At 67.0% G+C, this 18,825-nt stretch carries 17 protein-coding genes; 6 read left to right on the top strand and 11 right to left on the bottom strand.

Annotated features, from left to right (window positions below; translation table 11 throughout):
* The first annotated feature begins 102 nt into the window (after positions 1-102).
* On the top strand, positions 103-1,041 hold the full coding sequence (locus M2428_RS03615) for a BTAD domain-containing putative transcriptional regulator (protein ID WP_277523811.1): 939 nt from the start codon (positions 103-105) through the stop codon (positions 1,039-1,041).
* 184 nt (positions 1,042-1,225) lie between these two features.
* Positions 1,226-1,489, top strand: coding sequence for a hypothetical protein (locus M2428_RS03610; protein WP_277523809.1), 264 nt, complete (start codon positions 1,226-1,228; stop codon positions 1,487-1,489).
* Between the two features lie 97 nt (positions 1,490-1,586).
* Here M2428_RS03610 and M2428_RS03605 read toward each other — a convergent pair whose 3' ends face one another.
* The 10 genes from M2428_RS03605 to M2428_RS03560 all read right to left on the bottom strand — a co-directional run bounded on the left by M2428_RS03605 (position 1,587) and on the right by M2428_RS03560 (position 11,949).
* Positions 1,587-2,207 (bottom strand): L-threonylcarbamoyladenylate synthase, encoded by a 621-nt coding sequence (locus M2428_RS03605; protein ID WP_277523807.1) that lies wholly within the window; start codon positions 2,205-2,207, stop codon positions 1,587-1,589.
* A gap of 155 nt (positions 2,208-2,362) precedes the next feature.
* Positions 2,363-3,490 carry an XdhC/CoxI family protein gene (locus tag M2428_RS03600; protein ID WP_277523805.1) on the bottom strand — a complete coding sequence of 376 codons (1,128 nt, stop codon included), beginning with the start codon at positions 3,488-3,490 and terminating at the stop codon, positions 2,363-2,365.
* A 9-nt stretch (positions 3,491-3,499) separates the two neighbouring features.
* On the bottom strand, positions 3,500-4,264 hold the full coding sequence (locus M2428_RS03595) for an SRPBCC family protein (RefSeq protein ID WP_277523803.1): 765 nt from the start codon (positions 4,262-4,264) through the stop codon (positions 3,500-3,502).
* Positions 4,254-5,555, bottom strand: a complete 1,302-nt coding sequence (locus M2428_RS03590) for a VWA domain-containing protein (RefSeq protein WP_277523802.1) — start codon at positions 5,553-5,555, stop codon at positions 4,254-4,256. Before M2428_RS03590 ends, M2428_RS03595 begins: the two co-directional genes overlap by 11 nt.
* On the bottom strand, positions 5,548-6,471 hold the full coding sequence (locus tag M2428_RS03585; RefSeq protein ID WP_277523801.1) for a MoxR family ATPase: 924 nt from the start codon (positions 6,469-6,471) through the stop codon (positions 5,548-5,550). Before M2428_RS03585 ends, M2428_RS03590 begins: the two co-directional genes overlap by 8 nt.
* Positions 6,468-7,154 carry a nucleotidyltransferase family protein gene (locus tag M2428_RS03580; RefSeq protein WP_277523799.1) on the bottom strand — a complete coding sequence of 229 codons (687 nt, stop codon included), beginning with the start codon at positions 7,152-7,154 and terminating at the stop codon, positions 6,468-6,470. The genes M2428_RS03585 and M2428_RS03580 overlap by 4 nt, the downstream gene beginning before the upstream one ends.
* Entirely contained in the window at positions 7,138-8,091 is a 954-nt protein-coding gene (locus M2428_RS03575) for an XdhC family protein (RefSeq protein ID WP_277523797.1), read from the bottom strand. Before M2428_RS03575 ends, M2428_RS03580 begins: the two co-directional genes overlap by 17 nt.
* Positions 8,091-10,484, bottom strand: coding sequence for an aerobic carbon-monoxide dehydrogenase large subunit (locus tag M2428_RS03570; protein WP_277523795.1), 2,394 nt, complete (start codon positions 10,482-10,484; stop codon positions 8,091-8,093). The genes M2428_RS03575 and M2428_RS03570 overlap by 1 nt, the downstream gene beginning before the upstream one ends.
* Positions 10,481-11,065, bottom strand: coding sequence for a (2Fe-2S)-binding protein (locus M2428_RS03565; protein ID WP_346780706.1), 585 nt, complete (start codon positions 11,063-11,065; stop codon positions 10,481-10,483). Before M2428_RS03565 ends, M2428_RS03570 begins: the two co-directional genes overlap by 4 nt.
* A 5-nt stretch (positions 11,066-11,070) precedes the next feature.
* A complete protein-coding gene (locus tag M2428_RS03560) occupies positions 11,071-11,949 on the bottom strand; it encodes a xanthine dehydrogenase family protein subunit M (protein ID WP_277523793.1) in 879 nt (292 codons plus the stop codon).
* Positions 11,950-12,080: 131 nt separating this feature from the next.
* Between M2428_RS03560 and M2428_RS03555 the strand changes: the two genes are divergently transcribed.
* Complete coding sequence (locus tag M2428_RS03555) at positions 12,081-13,070, top strand: LysR family transcriptional regulator (RefSeq protein ID WP_277524523.1); 990 nt, start codon at positions 12,081-12,083, stop codon at positions 13,068-13,070.
* A gap of 106 nt (positions 13,071-13,176) precedes the next feature.
* Complete coding sequence (locus M2428_RS03550; protein ID WP_229992126.1) at positions 13,177-13,494, top strand: DUF6457 domain-containing protein; 318 nt, start codon at positions 13,177-13,179, stop codon at positions 13,492-13,494.
* Between the two features lie 179 nt (positions 13,495-13,673).
* Here M2428_RS03550 and M2428_RS03545 read toward each other — a convergent pair whose 3' ends face one another.
* Entirely contained in the window at positions 13,674-16,022 is a 2,349-nt protein-coding gene (locus tag M2428_RS03545; RefSeq protein ID WP_277523788.1) for an FdhF/YdeP family oxidoreductase, read from the bottom strand.
* Between the two features lie 385 nt (positions 16,023-16,407).
* On the opposite strand from M2428_RS03545, the gene M2428_RS03540 reads away from it, so the two are divergent.
* Both M2428_RS03540 and M2428_RS03535 read left to right on the top strand, forming a co-directional pair.
* The gene (locus tag M2428_RS03540) at positions 16,408-17,520 is read left to right on the top strand and encodes a polysaccharide biosynthesis protein (protein WP_277524522.1); all 1,113 of its coding nucleotides are present in this window, start codon (positions 16,408-16,410) and stop codon (positions 17,518-17,520) included.
* Positions 17,459-18,652 (top strand): glycosyltransferase family 2 protein, encoded by a 1,194-nt coding sequence (locus M2428_RS03535; RefSeq protein ID WP_277523786.1) that lies wholly within the window; start codon positions 17,459-17,461, stop codon positions 18,650-18,652. The genes M2428_RS03540 and M2428_RS03535 overlap by 62 nt, the downstream gene beginning before the upstream one ends.
* The last annotated feature ends 173 nt before the right edge of the window (positions 18,653-18,825 follow it).

Below are 18,825 nucleotides of genomic sequence, written 5' to 3'. Positions count from 1 at the left end.
AAAGCCGGAGGGAACAGGGTCTCAGTACGGCCTTGTTTCATTGTTGATCCGGCTCTTCGCAGACGATTGAGTTCGTTTTACCTGGGGAAATCGGAGAACATCGTGGGTAGCCCAACGGAAATTACACCCTCCATTTCGGTCCGCCTATTCGGATCATTCGAAGTACGCCGGGACGGCGCGGCGCTCACCGCCGCCGACATGGGGGGCTGCAAACCCCGGCACATACTGGAAATTCTGCTGCTGAACCTTGGGACGCCGGTGTCCAAGACCCGCCTCATCGATCTTCTCTGGGGCGCCGGCGCGAGTGACGGCTCCGTGGCGACGCTGGAGAGCTATATCAGCGGTATCCGACGCGCCATCCAGCCAGGCCAGACCAAGACCGGTCCGCTCCGCACGGCCAATAGTGGCTATGTCCTGGACCCCAGCCTCGTGGATCTGGATTTGTTCCGGTTCCGTGGACTGGTCCGCGACGCCGGTGAGCTGCTTCCGGATGAGGCGTATCCTCTGATGCTCGAGGCCCTTGAAATCTCCGCCGAGCCGCTGCTCGGGTTCGAACTTGCCTCTGACTGGGCAGAAGAGGCGCGCGCACGCCATGCAGCCGAGAAGGTGGCGCTGCAGATCCTCGCGGCCGAAACGGCGGCCCTGCTGAACAAACCCGACGAAGCCGTCAACCTGGTCCAGGCTGCCATTCGGGCGGAACCCCTGAACGAGCGGGCCTGGACGGTTCTGGTGACAGCCTATGAACAGGCCGGCCTGCCGGCGGAAGGCCTGGGGGCGTACGACCGGTGCCGCAGGCTCTTTGACCGCGACCTTGGCTGCACCCCCGGCCCGGCCCTGCAAGAGGCTCATCTGCGGCTCCTGCGGCAGCGTGCGGAAAGCAACTCCGAACTCTCCGAGGTATTGGCGGCGCTGCTCTATCTGGGTGAGCGGTTGAACGCGCCCAAGAGCCGGCAGCTGCCGGCTGCGGAGTCGCGGCGCATGCATGAGAACGCCGGGCGGGTGCTTGATTCCTTCCTCCAGCGAGTCCGGGCCGCGGTCTGAGGCCCCGCATCCCCGGCGCCGGCGGGCCGGCAGCGCCTGTTTGAAGGCACGAATGGCTGCCACCGCCGGGACGAGGAGTTAGCTTGGTCACGTGGCCGGGATTCTCGGGAAATTCCGCCGTGCCGGGCCCCATACTTGGAATGACCCTGGCGGGCAGTCCCACCGCCGGGTGTGAGGAGGGCCCATGGAAACCTTGAAGAAAGTCGTCACGAACGAGTATTTCCCCGCAGCTGCAGTGCTGTCCGGGGTCATCCTGTTCTGGATCCTAGGCTTCTTCGGCGGACTGTCCCTCCTAAGCACCCGCCAGTCCCCGGTGACCACCCTGACCTGGATGATGTTCGTCTATGCCGCAGCGGTGCTGTCGCCCCTGGCCGGGCTTGTTGCCGCCATCGACCTCGTCCGTCGGTGGCTGCGGAACCGGCAGGCGAGCACGGCGGAAACCGCCTAGCCAGCCGCGCCTAGATTTCCGCGCTGGCCTGCGCGCCTAGCCTGCACCGGACGCAGCCCGTAGCGGACGCTGGGCCGCTGCTGCCGGGCATCTCCGGCTACTCGAAGCGGGACGGATCGCCCATGCCCCGCCGGACGACTTCCGCGACGCCGCTGGAGAAGTCGATCACCGTGGTTGGCTCAGCACCGCAGTCGCCGGAATCAATCACGGCATCCACGACGTGGTCCAGGCGCTCCTTGATCTCCCAGCCCTGCGTCAGAGGCTCTTCCTCATCCGGAAGCAGCAGCGTGCTGGACAGCAGCGGTTCGCCGAGCTCAGCGAGAAGTGCCTGGACCACATGGTTGTCCGGGATGCGCACGCCGACTGTTTTCTTCTTCGGGTGCAGCAGCCGCTTGGGAACCTCCCGGGTGGCGGGCAGGATGAAGGTGTAGCTGCCCGGTGTGACGGCCTTGATGCTGCGGAAGACGTCGTTGTCGATCTGGACGAACTGGCCCAACTGAGCGAAGTCCTTGCAGACCAGCGTGAAGTGGTGCTTGTTATCGAGGTTTCGGATGCTCCTGATCCGGTCCAGTGCCTCCCTGCTTCCCAGCTGCGCGCCAAGCGCATAGCAGGAGTCGGTGGGGTAAGCGATCAGGCCACCTGAGCGTACGATTTCCACCGCCTGGTGGATGGAACGCGCCTGGGGGTTCTCGGGGTGCACATCGAAGTATCTCGCCATGGGTCGAGCTTACGCCCGGGGTGGCCCCCCGCTGGCGCCCCTCGACACCGACACACCCTTGCGGCGGCCCGCCAGCCAGTGTGAGCTCAGGCCGCCAAAGCGGCGAACATGAGGGCCATGGCCGCCGTCACGGCCGGCTGTTCATTTCGGCACGCTCACATCTGCTCGTCGTGGTGGATCCGTTCGCCGAGTTGCCGGAGCGGCTCCCCGCTTCCGCTCCACTGCTGGGCGATGAACTCTGCGGCGATGGACACGGCCGTTTCCTCCGGCGTGCGGGCGCCCAGATCAAGGCCCACGGGACTGTGGAGCTTGGACAATTCGGCCTCGCCCAATCCCGCCTCGCGCAGCCGAGCCATCCTGTCCTCGTGCGTGCGCCTGGATCCCATGGCGCCGATAAAGGCTACGGGGCTGCCGCGCAGGGCCACTTCAAGGACAGGGATGTCGAACTTCGGGTCGTGGGTCAGGACGCACAGCACGGCCCGGGAGTCCAGCAGCCCCTGGGCGAACTGGTCGCTCAGATACCGGTGTGGCCATGCGTTGACCACCTCGGCCGCGTCGGGGAACCTCGCGGGCGTGGCGAAAACGGGCCGCGCATCACAAACGGTGACCCGGTACCCCAGGAAAGCTCCCAGCCGGGCCAGCGCCGCGGCGAAGTCAATGGCGCCGAAGACGATCATGCGAGGCGGCGGCGCGTAGCTGGCAAAGAAGACGCGCATGCCGGTGTCGAGCCTCTCGCCGTCGACGCCGTAGTTCAGGATGCCCGTCCGGCCGGCGGCGAGGAGGCCCTGGGTGTCGTCGCCGACGGCGCGGTTGGTCCGGTCGGAGCCCAGGTTACCTTCACATCCATCCGGCCTGACGATGAGGTGCCGCCCCACGCGGTCGGCATCCGGGTGTTCAATGACCGTGGCCACCCCCACGCGGCGCCCGGCGGCGATGTCCTGCGCGACGGCGTCGAGCTCGGCAAAACGTCGTTGGGAGACGGGTTCAACGAAAATGTCGATGATTCCACCGCAGGTCAGGCCCACCGCGTAGGCGTCGTCGTCGCTGATCCCGTAGCGCACCAGGGCCGGCTCGCCGTCGTCCTTGACCTGGGTGGCCTGCTCATACACGGCACCTTCGACGCAGCCGCCGGAGACGGAGCCCACGGCCTCGCCGTCGGCCGTCACCAGCATGGCCGCCCCGGGGAGCCGCGGCGCCGACTTGAAAGTGCTCACGACGGTGGCCAGGCCTGCCGTGGCACCCCTTCGCCAGTCAGGCAACATAGCCGCCAGGACATCGCGCATCGGCGCTCCTCAGAGCCTGCCGCACAGCCGGAGCATCCGGAACGCTGAACGCCGCCCGGCCCAGTAGGCGATGCACGCCACGACGGCGACAACACCGAGGACTTTCGCAGGGCTGGACAGCTGCTCCGCCGCGACTCCCTTGGCGAGGCTCAGCGCATCCAGGCTGCCGCCCGGCGCGGCAGACGCCGGCTCCGCGGCCGACACCGGAACTGGCTCCGGGACAGCCGTCGGGACCGGCTGAGCGGCCGACGCCGGGATCGGCTCCGGTACAGCCGTCGGGGCCGCCGCCGGGACCGGTTCCGGCGGTGCTTCGGGGACTGGAGGTGCACCCTCCGTGAGCATGGCCTGCAAGTTATTCGCGAAGAGGGACATCATCTGCTCCGTGACGCTCCCGATCACCCCCTTGCCCATGGCCGCGGCCTTCCCGGACAGCGCGAGATCTGCGCTGACGGACCCCCGTGTGGCCGCGCCGTCTTCGGCCAGCGTCAGGGTGACGGTGGCCTCGGCGGTGCCCTGCCCGCGGGTCTCCTGGGCCTTGCCGCCCAGGACGGCGCGATGTTCCGAGGGGTTTCTTTCAATGACATTCAGCAGGCCCCTGTATTGCATCGTGACCGGGCCGAGCTTTACCGTCATGCCCACTTGGTAGGCGTCCTCCGAAAGCTTGTTCAGGATCTTGGCCCCGGGGAGGCATCCGGCCACCCCCTCAAAGTCCATCAGTGTGTCCCACACCTGGCTTATCGGTGCGACCACCGAGAACGTGCTGTCAATTTGCATGCGCTGGTTCCTTGCCTCTCGCTCGTCCGTGCCTCTGGCCTGGTTGCGCGCCGTCACCCCGGATTGCGGCCGTCAGCTCCACCAAGGCCCGGTAGCTGTGGCCGCTGACGAATGCGTCGCAATAGGGCAGTGCTGCTGCCATGCCGCCTACAAGGGGCTGGTACTGCGGCGCCGCCTTGCGCGGATTTACCCAGATGATCCTGTGGGCCAGCCGGCGCAGGCGGGCCATTTGCGCCGCGACCTGGTCCGGATCCTCGTAGGCCCAGCCGTCCGAAAACACCACCACCACTGCGCCCCGCGCCAGTCCGCGGCGGCCGTGCTCGTCGACGAAGCGACGGAGGCATTCGGCGATCCGGGTTCCGCTGGCCCAGTCGGGCGCCGAGACGGCGGCGCGGGCCAGGGCCTGGTCAGGATCGCGCAGGGCCAGTTGCCGCGTAAGCCTGGTCAGCCTCGTGGAGAAGACAAAGGCTTCGGCCCCGGCCCCGGTCACAGCGCCCTGCAGCAGGGACACGAAGACGCGCGCGTAGGCCTCCATCGATCCGGAAACATCGCACAGCAGCACCAATTTGCGGCGCTGTTCGCGCCGGCGGGCGTACAGCAGCAGTGGGGCGTCGGTTCCGGAGCGCCGGGCAGCGCGAACCGTCGCCCGGACGTCCAGGCTCGCTGTGCTGTGTGCCGACGTGCGTGTGCGGCGGCTGAGGCGCAGCGGCGTCGCCAGCTGCAGCGCCGCGGCCAGCCGCCGCACCTCGCCTACTTCATCGGCAGAAAGCTCGGCAAAGGAGGCCTCATGCAGGTGTTCGTCCGCGGAAACCATGGCCAGGACCGCATCCCGATCGGCGCGGCGGCCCTGGGCGGAGCTATCCTGGCCGGGGGAGGCCACGCGCGGGTGCTGGTCCGTACCGGGGGCCGTGCCCGCCTCCCGGGTGCCTGGCGCAGCCGGCCTGGTCCGCGGCTGTGGTGCGGGCGGCACCGGCACTGCCGCGCGGGCCACCCGGTCCGGTAGAGCGGTGCCGGCATTCGCACCGAACACGGCTGCGAAGACGGCATCAAACAGGGGCACCTGTTCGCGCGCAGACACGAGCACCACGCGGCAGGTCCAGTAGAGCTGCTCAAGCTGGGCAGGCGGGATCAGGTGGAGCGCCTCGGCCAGCCGTGCGGCCCGGTCCGGCGACGTAGCAAGGCCTGCCCTCCGGATGGCCGTGACGAACGCGGCGGACAAGGCTGCTGCCTCGACCCGTGGCGGCCGATCAGTGGCGCTGTTGTTTTGGGCGGGGCCATGGTCCTTAGCCATCGGTGCCCTCCACGAGCCAGGCCGCGCCGCGGGAGCCGATGAGTTCAAGATCATCGCGGTTCTTGACGATGGAACCCCACGTTTGTTCGGTGATGCCGGGGTCGATCCGTGCCACCCCGAGCACAGCCAGGGCCGAGACCCAGTCGATTGCCTCGGATATGCCCGGGGGCTTGGCGAGGTCCAGTGTCCGCAGCCGGGTTATGACGGCGGCGGCCTGGAGCGCCAACGGGCCGCTGCTGGCGGGAACCCGGCGGCGCACGATCTCGGCGATCCGGGCCGGTCCGGGGTAGTCGATCCAGTGGTACAGGCAGCGGCGGGTCAAGGCGTCATGAAGGTCCCGCGTCCGGTTGGAAGTGAGAATCACGATGGGCGGATGGGTGGCGCGGATTGTGCCCAGCTCCGGGATGGTGACGGCGGATTCTGCCAGCAGTTCAAACGTGAAGGCCTCGAATTCGGCGTCGGCGCGGTCGATCTCATCCAGGAGCAGCACGGCAGGCCGCGGGCCGGGATGTTCCAGCGCCTGCAGGAGCGGCCGCCGCAAAAGGTACTGGGGGGCGAAGAGGTCAGTTTCCGTGACCTCGGTGTCGCGGACTTCGGCGAGCCGGATGCCGAGCAGTTGGCGCTGGTGGTTCCATTCATAGAGGGCCTCACCGGCGTCGATGCCCTCGTAGCACTGCAGCCGGTACAGCGGGGTGTCGAGCAGTTCGGCCAGCGCCTTGGCTGCCTCTGTTTTCCCGACTCCTGCCTCGCCTTCGAGCAGGATGGGCTGCGGTAGGCGGACGGCCAGGAACAGGGCCGTTGCCAGCCCGGCGTCGGCCAGGTAGTTGGTGCGGTCCAGTGCGGCCATCAGCGACCCCACATCCGGGACCCGGCGCCGCACGTCCTCCTCCGCACCGGCCCGCGCCGCCGCCGTCATACGGCCCCCTGCAGCCCGTCAAGCAGGCGCCGGTAATCTTCCTCGGTGTCCACGTCCCAGGGGACGGGACCGGGCGTGCGGACCTCGACGACGTCGTCCGCCCGCTGTTCGAGGAGCTTCCAGACTGCTTTGTCCCCGTGCAGGGCGGCCAGGTCCGGAAGCATGCGCCGGGCAAACGCCAGGGGGTGGCCCACGCCGTCGTCGTAGCGGCACACCGCGATGCCGCCTAAGTCAGCAGGAGCGGCGCCGGCGCCGGCCGAAGGGGCGCCGGAACCGGTCTGCAGGAGGGCGCCGAGCACGGCCCGGACACTCGCGGCCCGGACGCCGGGCTGATCTCCGAGCAACAGGACCACGGCGTCGATATCCGGATGCAGGGCGGCGAGCGCCGTGGCGATCGAGGACGCGCACCCTTCGCCGAAGTCCGGGTTGAGCACCACCTCGCAGCCGCTGGTGTCGACGGTGCGCTCTACTTCGGCCGCCGCGCCGCCCAGGGCCAGCACCGTCTGGCCGAATTCGCAGTCCCGGGCGGTCGCCAGGACGGCATCGAGCAGAACCCCCGGGCCGTAGGGCAGGAGTTGTTTGGGCCGGCCCAGGCGCCGCGACACACCCGCGGCCAGGATGATTCCCGCAGTCCGGGGCTCAGGGCAACCGGGCGCCCGCAGCGATTCAGGCCGTGAGGGCATAGCGCTCCGGATCTTTGCGGAAGGCGGCCCGGCAGCCGGGCGAGCAGAAGTAGACGGTGATCCCGTTGTGTTCCAGGTGCAGGGATGACTCGAGGGCCGGGACGGACATGCCGCACACCGGGTCGACGGCGCTCGCCGGCCCTGACTCCGTGGGCGCCTCCATGCCTGCGGGCGTGGCGGCAGCGGCCGCCACAAGGGGCGGGGAAGCGCGCCTTGCCTTGGACCGTTCCCCAACCAGCTGGGCCAGGATTGAAAGCGCGATCTCCCCGGGGGTCCGGGCACCGAGCTGCAGCCCGGCCGGCGTGAAAACCCGCGCCCGATGGGCGTCGTCGACGTCGAGGGATTCCAAGACGGCGGCGCCGCGGGTTTCGCTGGCCACGAGGGCAACGTAGGGGACACCCGCGCGCAGGGCCGCCTCCAGCGCACCCTCTTCCGCTTTTCCGTGCGAGGCGACGATCAGTGCCGCGTCATCGCCGTGGGGGTCAGCGGATTCGCCGTCCGTCAGTTCGACTTCGAGGCCGACGCCGGAACCGAGCGTCGCCAGCGCCTGCGCCACCGGCGTCGTACCCACCACCAGGACCCGGGGTGCCGGAATCCGCGGCTGGAGGAAGATCTCGATCGCCCCGCCGCTGAGGCAGGGGTTGGACACCTCGACGGCGCCCTCCTCCGTGGTCTGCGACGGTTCTCCGGGCAGCACCCGCAAGAGGAGGGGTTCCTGGGAGGCCAGGACCTGCAGGCTGTACTCGCGCACCGATGCCTCGACACAGTTCCCGCCCACAAAGCCCTGGATCTCTCCGGTGGGCAACACCAGGGCCGTGTCCCCTGCGTGGGCGCTCGTGGGGCGCTGGGCGCGGACCACCGTGGCGTGGACGAACGGCTCGCGGCGGCTGGCGAGTTCAGCGGCTCTGGCGGCCAGGGTCTCTGCGATGGAGGGCATCAGATCGGCGGCCTGGCCCGGCCCTGCATGGCGGCCCAGACGCGGGCCGGCGTGCAGGGCATGTCCATATGGGTGACGCCGAACGGCGCCAGGGCGTCGACGACGGCGTTGACGATTGCCGGCGGGGAGCCGACGGTGGCGGACTCGCCGATGCCCTTCGCCCCGATCGGGTGGTGCGGGGACGGGGTGACAGTGAATCCGGTTTCCCAGTCCGGCACCTCCATGGCCGTGGGGATCAGGTAGTCCATGAAGGACCCGGCGAGGCAGTTGCCGGCCTCGTCGAACTCGATGATCTCCATCAGCGCCATGCCGACGCCGTCCGTCAGTCCGCCGTGCACCTGGCCTTCGATGATCATCGGGTTGATCCTGGTGCCACAGTCATCCACCGCGACGAAGCGCCGCACCTTGACCTGACCCGTGCCGGGGTCGACGTCGACGACGCAGATGTAGGCGCCGAACGGGAAGGTGAGGTTCGGCGGGTCGTAGGTGACCTCGGCGTCGAGGTTGCCGTCCACGCCCTCGGGCAAGGCAACGGTGCCGTGGGCGCCCATGGCGATCTCGGCGATGGTCTTGCCGACGCTGGGGTCGCCCTTGACGAACCAGCGGCCCTTTTCCCATTCGAGGTCCTCGGGGCGTGTTTCAAGCATGGCCCCGGCGATCAGCTTCGCCTTCTCGCGCACCTTCCGGGCGACGAGCGCCACGGCACCGCCGCTGACCGGCGTCGAACGGCTGCCATATGTGCCCAACCCGAACGGGGTCTGGTCCGTGTCCCCGTGCACCACCTCGATGTCCTCCGGCGGGATGCCGAGTTCCTCGGCCACGATCTGGGCGAAGGTGGTCTCGTGGCCCTGGCCCTGGCTCTGCACCGAGATGCGCACCACGGCCTTGCCGGTGGGGTGCACGCGCAGCTCGGCGCCGTCGGCCATGCCGAGGCCCACAATGTCGAAGTGCTTCCGCGGCCCGGCCCCCACCACCTCCGTGAAGAAGGCCACCCCGATGCCCATGAGTTCCCCGCGCTCGCGCTTTTCGGCCTGCTCGCGGCGGAGGTCCTCGTACCCGGCGAGCTGCATTGAGAGCCGCATGGCGGCCTCATAGTTGCCCGAGTCGTAGACCCAGCCGGTCTTGTTGGCATAGGGGAACTGCTCCGGCTTGATGAAGTTTTTGAGCCGCAGCTCTGCCGGGTCCATGTTCAGTTTGCGGGCCAGGACGTCCACCATCCGCTCCACCAGGTAGACGGCCTCGGTGACGCGGAACGAGCACGCGTAGGCGACCCCGCCGGGCGCCTTGTTGGTATATACGCCGGTGACGGAGCAGTAGGCGGCCTTGAGGTCATAGCTGCCGGTGAAGATGGAGAAGAATCCGGCCGGATTCTTGGTGGGCTGGGCCGTGGCGTTGAACGCGCCGTGATCGGCCAGCACGTGGGTGCGCAGGGCAAGGATCTTGCCGTCCTTGGTCGCCGCGATGTCGCCCTGCATGATGTAGTCCCGTGCGAACGAGGTCGACATGAGGTTCTCGGAGCGGTCCTCCACCCATTTGACCGGGCGGCCGGAGACGATCGAGCCGACGACGGCGAGGATGTAGCCGGGGTAGATCCCGACCTTGTTGCCGAAGCCGCCGCCGATGTCGGGGGAGACGATCCTGATCTTGTGCTCGGGGATGCCGGCGACGATCGCGAACAGGGTCCGGTGCGCGTGCGGGGCCTGGGTGGTCTCGTAGAGCGTCAGCTTGCCGTTGACGGCGTCGAAATCGGCGACGGCGCCGCACGTCTCCAGGGGGGCGGGGTGGACCCGCGGGTACACCACCTCCTGGCTGACCACAACATCCGCGGAGGCGAACACCGCATCGGTTTCGGCTTTGTCGCCGATCTCCCAGTCGAAGATCCGGTTGTCCGTCCGGCCCTCGATCTCGTCCCGGATCACCGGTGCGTCGGGGTCAAGTGCCTTGCGGGCGTCCACCAGAGGGGGAAGCACATCGTATTCGACGTCGATCAGTTCCAGGGCGTCACGGGCGGCGTACCGGTCCTCGGCCACGACGAACGCGACTTCCTGGCCCTGGAACCGGACCTTGTCGGTGACCAGCACGGCCTGGACATCCGCGGAGAGCGTCGGTGCCCACGCGAGCTTCAGGCCCAGGAGGTCTTTGCCGGTGATGACGGCCACGACTTTCGGATGCGCCAGGGCGTTGGTGGTATCGATGGACACGAGCCGGGCGTGCGCCACCGGAGCGCGGAGGATGGCGCTGTGCAGCATCCCCGGCAGCACGATGTCATCCAGGTAGTGGCCCTGGCCGCGCACGAAGCGCGGGTCTTCTTTCCGCTGGATGCGGCCATAGCCGATGGGGCGGTCCTCGTCGCCGGCGGCCGGGTTTGACGGCCGGTCATGGATGACAGTCATGCCTTCACCTCCGTGCCTGTTTCCGCTGTCTCTGTGGCGACATCCGGGACGGCGGTGTCGGTGCCGTCCAGGCCGGTGCCGGCAGAATAGTCGGTGGCGGGTGCGTCGTCCAGGCCGTGGCCGGCAGGATGGGCTGCGGCCCACTGCACCGAACGGACAATCGTGGCGTATCCCGTGCACCGGCAGATCTGCCCGGAAATGGCCTGCCGGATCTCGGTGTCGTCCGGGTGCGGATTCTTATCAAGGAGCGCGCGTGCCGTGAGCATCATCCCCGGGGTGCAGAAGCCGCACTGCAGCCCGTGCTCCTCCATGAAGCCCTGCTGGACGGGGTCGAGGGTGCCGCCGGTGGCCAGTCCCTCGACGGTGCGGATGTCGTGCCCCGCGGCCATGGCGGCCAGGACGGTGCAGGACTTCACTGGCTGTCCGTCCATCAGGACCACACACGTCCCGCAGTTGCTCGTGTCGCATCCCCAGTGCGTACCGGTGAGGCCCAGGACCTCGCGGATGTAATGGACCAGGAGCACCCGGGGTTCGATCTCGCTCGTGACGTCGTTGCCGTTGACGGTCATGCTGATCTGCATCGACTTCAGCCTTCCTGCATCTGGGCGGCGCGGGCACAGGCCCGCCGCAGCACCCTTTGGGTGAGCTCATCGGCGAGATGCCGCTTGTAGTCGACCGGGCCGCGCTGGTCCGCCACCGGATCGCAGGCCGCCGCTGCCAGCCTTCCGGCCTGCGCGAACAGCTCCTCGTCCGGACGCCTGCCGCGGAGCACGGCGGCGGCATCGGCCACCAGGTGGTCAAGGCCCAGCGCCGTGAGTCCGACGGCGGCGTCGTCGACCGTCCCGTCCGCGGCGAGAGTGACTGCGGCGCCGGCGGCGCCGACTGCCCAGTCCCCGACCCGGCGTTCGACCTTTTCATAGGCGCTGCCCGTTCGGGGTCGGATGCCGAACCTGAGTTCGCAGAGCAGCTCGTCCTGCCCGACCGCTGTTTCATAAGGTCCGCGATGGAACTCGGACATGGACAGGATGCGCTCGCCGCGTGGCCCGCGGATCACTGCCTCGGCGGCAAGGACATCACAAACGGTGGAGAGGTCCTCGGCGGGGTCGGCCTGGCAGAGCGAGCCGCCGATCGTGCCGCGGTTGCGCACCACGGGGTCGGCGATCACCAATTCGGCGTCGCGCACGATGGGGAACAGCGCGGCGACCTCGTCCGATTCCAGCAAAGTGGTGTGGCGCGTCAGGGCGCCGACCCGTAGCTTGTTGCCGTCACGGAGGATGAAATCGAGCTCGTAGAGGTCATTGATGTCGATCAGCCATTCGGGCCGGGAGAGGCGAAGCTTCATCATCGGCAGGAGGCTGTGGCCGCCGGCCACCACCCGGGATTCGGGGCCGTACCGGGCGAGAAGTTCCAGCGCGTTGTCCACGCTGGTGGCGCGCACGTAGTCAAATGGAGCCGGAATCTGCATAGTCCCTACCTCACTCCGAACGGCCGGCGGCGTGGTGCAGCGGCAGCGTAGCGCCGGATTGAGGTCAGTCTTGCCCCGGCCTGAGTGGACTGTCAATATCGTCATAAGCGAAAGGTTATGAAGCCGTGGCGATGACATTGGGACAGTTGCGGACGTTCGCCCTGGTGGCCAAGCTGGGCTCTCTTCACGCGGCCGCTGTCCACCTCGGAGTCAGCGAACCGGCCGTTTCGACAGCGCTTGCCGCCCTCAGGCAGGATCTGGGTGATCCGCTCTTCGTGCGCGCCCACGGCGGGATCGCGCTGACCCCGGGGGGCCGGGCCCTCGCCGAACACGCCCAGGACATCGTGGGACTGGCGGACCGGGCCCGGTGGGAGGTGGCCCACGCCCAGACCGAGACCGGCCGGCTGAAAATCGTGGCCACGGCGCCGTTTGCCGAGCACGCGGCCGGGCGCCTGCTGGACCTGTTCACCCGCCGGGTCCCCGGCGCCTCCGTCGATGTGGTGGTGGAGGAGGCCGAGGACATTGCATCGCTGTTGCTGGAGCGCGTCTATGACATCGCCTTGGGAGCCCGGCCCCCCGTCCGCAACGGTTCCCTTCCCAACGCTAGTGGCGACGTCGGCATCGACTCCGTCCCGTTCCTGCGGTATCAGCGGATTGTCGTGGCGGCCGCCGAACATCCGCTCGCCGCCCTCCACGGACCCGTAGCGCTGGCCGAACTGCTGCGCAGGCCGTGGTTTGCCGGTCCCGCCGGCATCCAGGCGGCCAGCGAGGAGGGCCGCTGGCTGGTTTCCCAGGCAGTGGCGCCGGAGATCGTCCGGTTGAGCAGCGAAACGGAGGCACTCGCCGCTGTCAGGGCCGGGGAAGGAACCATGCTGGCGCTGGGCCATATTGTCCGGACTGAAATCCGCAGCGGCTCCCTGGCCCGTGTCCCGGTGGCCGGAACGCCGATCTCCGGACTCTGGTGGGCCAGTACCCTGGACCGCCGCCGGGCCACCACCATGGCGCGGACCCTGCAGAGGTTTGCCGGCACCGCCGACGCCACCGCGGCCATGGTGGCCCCCGGCGGTTCACGGGGGCTGGAACGGCGGGGGTCCAAGTTCCACGTGGCGCTCTGGAGCTGAGGCGCCTGCCGCTGTGTCGCGTTGCACAAGTCGCATTGCACAAGGCCGGGGCGGGTGCTACCCCTTGAGGGTTAGACAATCTATTCACCTGCGAGAAGGAGTAGCAATGACGTTGTCCCGAGACGAAGACAGCTCGCTGCGGCATTGGAGCAGCCGGCTGATTCAGGCGCTGCAGATCCTCGACCTGGAAGTCGACCACGAAAAGATCGTCCAGGTCGCGGACGAATCCGTCAAAGCCGTCGGGCCGCACGCGGACGCCATCAGCGCGTTCATTGTGGGATACGCGGCCGGTACCGCGTCCACCAACGGCCGCAAGGGCACGCAGGAGGCCGTGCACGCCGCATCGAACAAAGTCATTGAGCTCTGCGAGCACGGCGAGTCCGGCGGCCCGGACGAGGAAGGCTGGGCCAAAAGGGCCCAATAGCGCTGTGACAGTGACGCAGTAGCGCCCGCGCCGCCGGCAGCACGGGACATGCCCCACGGTGGGGCTCAGGGACGGACATGTAGGTGTTATGTCCCGTCGCCGGGGCCGGGGTTGGGCATGTCCCGTGGCCCCGGCCCGCGCTGGCGTGTGCTTAGGGTCCTATGCCTATGGTCGCGCGCCTAGGGTGAGGCCACCCCGGCGGGGACGGTTGCCGCGCCCTCGGGCGTCTGGTCAAGGCTCGGCTCAAGCCGGACGATGACCGCCTTTGAGACCGGCGTGTTGCTGCCCTCGGCCGTGTGGTTCAACGGCACCAGCACGTTGGCCTCGGGGTAGTAGGCAGCCGCGCATCCGCGTGCCGTGGGGTACGACACCACGCGGAACTTGCGCACCACACGTTCCTCGCCGTCGTCGTACACGCCGTGGACGTCCACGTACTGCCCGTCCGCGAGGCCGAGTTCGGCGATGTCGTCAGGGTTCACGAACACCACATGGCGGCCCTTCTTGATGCCCCGGTAGCGGTCGTTGTGCGAGTAGATGGTGGTGTTGAACTGGTCATGGGAGCGCATGCTCTGCAGGATCAGGGTTCCCTCCGGCCGCTGGACAAGTTCGAGATAATTGACAGTCAGCACCGCCTTGCCGGTGGGCGTAGGGAAAGTGCGGGAGTCCCGGGGACCGTGGGCGAGGATAAACCCGCCTTCCTGCCGGATCCGCTGGTTGTAGTCCTTGCAGCCGCCCACGACCCGCGAAATGTGATCCCGGATGAGGTCGTAGTTCTTCTCATAACCGTCCCAGTCGGCTTTGATTTTATCGCCCACCAGGAGTTTGCCCAGCCGGCTCACGATAACGGGCTCCGAGAGCAGATGATGGGACACGGGCTCGACGCTGCCCCACGACGGGTGCACGGCGCAGACGGTGTCTTCCACGGAAACGAACTGGGGTCCGGATTCCTGGATGTCGATCTCGGTCCGACCCATCGTCGGGAGGATCAGCGCCTCGCGGCCCGTCACAGTATGCGAGCGGTTCAGCTTGGTGGAGATCTGGACCGACATCTCCGTGTTCTCCATGGCCGCCACGGCGGCATTCGTGTCCGAGATGGCCCCCACTAGGTTGCCGCCCAGGGCGACGAAAACCTTGATCTCGCCCGCGCGCATCTTGTTGATGGTCTCGACGGAGTCCGTGCCGTGCTCGCGGGGCGGCTCGAAGTCGAACTCCTTGCCGAGGGCATCCATGAAGGACTGCGGCATCTGCTCCCAGATGCCCATGGTGCGGTCGCCCTGCACATTGCTGTGCCCGCGGATGGGGGAGGCGCCGGCGCCCGGCTTGCCCATGTTGCCGCGCAACAGCAGGAGGTTGATGATCTCCTTGATGGTGGCGACACCCTTCTTCTGCTGCGTGATGCCCATGGCCCAGGTGATGATGACTTTCTCGGCCTTGAGATAGCGGGCGGCGAGCTCATCGATGTCCTCGCTGCGCAGGCCCGTGGCTTCGAGCACCGTGCGCTCATCCAGCCGGGCCAGGTGCTCCTTAAGCTCCTCGAGTCCCTCGCAGTGTTCGGCCAGGAAGGCGTGGTCCAGGACCGTCCCGGGGTTCTTGGCTTCGGCGTCCAGCACCCGCTTGGATACGGCCTGCAGCAGGGCCATGTCGCCGCCGATCCGGATCTGGAGGAACTGGTCCGCGATCTGGGTGCCGTGGCCGATCACGCCCTTGACCTCCTGCGGGTTCTTATAGCGGCGCAGGCCGGCCTCGGGAAGGGGATTGACGGCCACGATCTCGCCGCCGCGGTTCTTGCACGCCTCGAGTTCGGTCATCATCCGGGGGTGGTTGGTGCCCGGGTTCTGGCCCATGACGATGATCAGGTCGGCTTGGGCGTAGTCGTCGAAGCTGACTGTCGCCTTGCCGATGCCGATGGTCTGGCCCATCGCCCAGCCCGAGGATTCGTGGCACATATTGGAGCAGTCCGGCAGGTTATTGGTGCCGTAGCCGCGGACCATCAGCTGGTAGAGGAAGGCGGCCTCGTTCGATGTCCGGCCGCTGGTGTAGAACGCCGCACGGTCGGGGGAGTCCAGCCCCTTGAGCTTGTCGGTCACGAGCCGGAGCGCTTCGGCCCAGCTGACCGGCTTGTAGTGGTCCTCGCCCGCGGGCTTGTAGACCGGTTCGGTAAGCCTGCCCTGCATGCCAAGCCAGTACTCGGACCGGCTGCGCAGTTCGCTGACGGGATTCTCGGCCCAGAAATTATCGGGAACCACCACCGGAGTCGCCTCCCAGGTCACGGCCTTGGCCCCGTTTTCGCAGAACTCGAACGCCTTGCGGTGGTGTGGATCCGGCCACGCGCAGCTGGGACAGTCGAAGCCGTCCTTCTGGTTCATGGCCATGACGGTCTTGCGAGTCCGGTTCAGGCCCATCTGTTCGATGGCCGGCTTCATGGAGTGGTACACGCCTGGGACACCGGCGGCCCAGCTCTTTGGCCCGTCCGCTACAACGAGGTCTTTCTCGGACGGTTCCTCGATCTGAGGAGTCTTGCGAGTCACGTGAACTTCCCTTCTGCAACCACCGTCCGGAGGGGACGGCGTGCTGATCTGCTGCCACTATGCACCATACCGTCAGGCCTATCAGCTTGATCGGAGCGCCGCAAGCGATTGGCCGGCCCGGGGCCCGGGTACCGCCCCTCACCCGTGCGCACCACCTCCCCAAGTATCGTCCTCGCGCTTTTCAGGTAGCCGCTACTCGTGTTCCCGCTGCTGAAGCCGTGTGTTCTAGGGGTGGAAGGTCTCAGTGGGGAAAATCAAGCGGAGTCCAGGGTGTTAGCCCTGCGGCATACGGGTTCTTCGTTGCGTTCGGCCGCCTTCAGGCGGAGCCGAAGGGATTCGTTCTGACTTCAACGGGCTCAATCATGTGAATACTGGGGGAAGCGTGATGGAAAAAATTTGTGCCGACCGACTGCTTGGTAGAGAGTCGATCCACGTTTACGGGTCTGCAGCGAAAGCACTGTTCCAGGGCCGAACGATCCTGGTCACGGGCGCCGGGGGTTCCATCGGTTCGGAGATCGTCCGTCAGATGCGAATTCTGGAAGTAGGGAAGGTCTACTGCATCGATAACGACGAGTTCGCACTCTACAACCTGCAAATGGACCTGGAAGGCATGGCGCTGCTGGACGATGACGTCTACCGGCTGGCCGACATACGCGATGAGCAGCTGATGCGGCGCATCATGCAGGAGGTCCGCCCGGACGCGGTGTTCCACGCGGCAGCGCACAAGCACCTGCCGCTCTTGGAGCGGGCACCCGAAGCGGCCGTCAAGACAAATGTCTTTGGGACCCAGTCCGTTGTGCGTGCCGCAATAGCCGCAGGCGTGGACAGAGTCGTCAACATAAGCACGGATAAGGCGGCGAATCCCACGTCGGCGTTGGGATGGTCCAAGCGTCTCGCGGAGCACGTTGCCGACAAGTACGCCGGCACCTCGGAGACCAAAGTGGCAAGCGTCCGCTTTGGAAATGTACTGGGCAGCCGAGGCTCATTTCTGCCCACGCTCATGACGCAAATTGAAACAGGACAGACGATCCGGATCACCGATCCCGGTGTCGCGCGCTACTTCATGACCATCCCCGAAGCGGCCGGCCTGGTGATCGAAGCCGCCTGCCTCGCCTCCGGCGGGGAAACGTACGTGCTGGACATGGGTGCGCCGGTGCGGATCGAGTCGCTGCTGCGCCGGTACGTCGAATTGGTTGACTGCCCGATGCCTGAGGTTGAATACACCGGGCTCCGCCCCGGCGAAAAGATGTCCGAGGAACTTTTCGACCAGCGCGAATCCCACTATGCCACGCCTCATCCGCGCATTCGGAAGGTCGACGTCGGAGCGTATCCGATTGACCATGCACTGGCACTTCTTCGCGAACTCGTCGACCACGGCGCCCACCCCGCACTCGTTCGCGAGGCCCTCGAATTCAATACTGCTGGAAAGGTAAACGATGGACTGGACAGCTTCTCTTCTAGCGCTCTTGGCACTGCCCCTTCTGGCAGTCTTAGTTGACGCTGTCGGAGCGGCCCGCAGCAGCCGCTTCGGAACTGAGCATCGGGAGCCCGGCAGCGCCTCACTTGAGGGTCTGTCCTTCGATGTACTTGTTCCCATTTACGGTGACATCCGGTATTTGACCAACGTCGACTTTCTCCACACTTACGGGCCTCAGGTCATTCTCTGCACGACATCCGGCGAAACCGACGATTTCCGGCGATCCCTCCAGGAAACCGCGGCGAATCACGGTTTCCGGGTCTTTCAGAGCGATTACGTTCCTCCTTCGGCCGGCACTGGGCGCCGGACGGGAGGAACCGTGCGAGACCGCGTGATCAGGGACGCGCTGAACGCTGTTGTGCAAGCTGAGTATGTCGTGTGCCTGGATGCGGACTCGACGTCGGTCCGGCCGCTATCTGAACTGGTGGGTGAGCTTCGAAGGCGCGGCGACGATGTCGCTTCAATTGAGCTAGTGCCGCAGGAGGAGGGCTCCGCTCTGGTCCAGTTGCAGCGGCATGAGTACCGACTGGCAATGCGCCTCCGGTTCGTCATGCCATGGCTTCTAAGCGGCGCATGCCACGCCGGAACAGCATCTGCGATGCGGGCCATCATGGCGCAGCATTCACTCTTCTTCCAGGGGAATGATGTTGAGACAGGTTTGCTCGGCGAGCGTCTCGGATACCGCATGACCCACATTCCTTTCGCCGTGAACACGGATGTTCCAGCATCGTTGCGGGCCTGGTGGCGACAACGTCTTGCTTGGGCAGGCGGGGAATTCCGTTTGTATATTGTGAATATCCGTTTCTGCTTCTGGCATCCATTCTTCTGGGCATACGGGAGTGTTGTGCTCTTTGCATTTCTCGTTCTTCGGTGGGAAGCGCTCGTTCATCCCGGGCTGTCGCTGCTGGCCGCGGCCACTCTTTATTTCGGCATGATCTATGCCATTCACTGGAAAGGGCGCAATCGCTGGCTTTTGCTGATGCCTTTCTACACCCTTGTCACCAGCCTGATCATCCTTCCGCTCGGTGTGGTCTGGTATTTTGCCATGGCGATTCCAGAGAAGAACTTCGGACTCATCAGGTTCCATCGCGGCGCCGTGGGCTCCCGTGCGCCTGGCCCGCGTCGCAAAGCCGTGGGCGTGGCAGGCGCATAGCCAGGGCGCCGCTGCCCCCGGCGCTGTGTGGCTCGTGGCTCGTGGCACTAGCCACGAGCCACGAGTCGCATCTGAGCGCCGTCCGGTCGTCTCTTGCTGGCTCAAGATGGCAAGTAGTTGCAGAAGCCCCCGGGCCTGCTCCGGCACCGCGGCGTCCCGGCATGGCGGGGCGC

Source organism: Arthrobacter sp. ES3-54 (assembly GCF_029504395.1).
In the GTDB taxonomy this organism is placed as follows: Bacteria; Actinomycetota; Actinomycetes; order Actinomycetales; family Micrococcaceae; genus Arthrobacter.
This window is presented reverse-complemented; position numbering and strand designations above follow the sequence as displayed.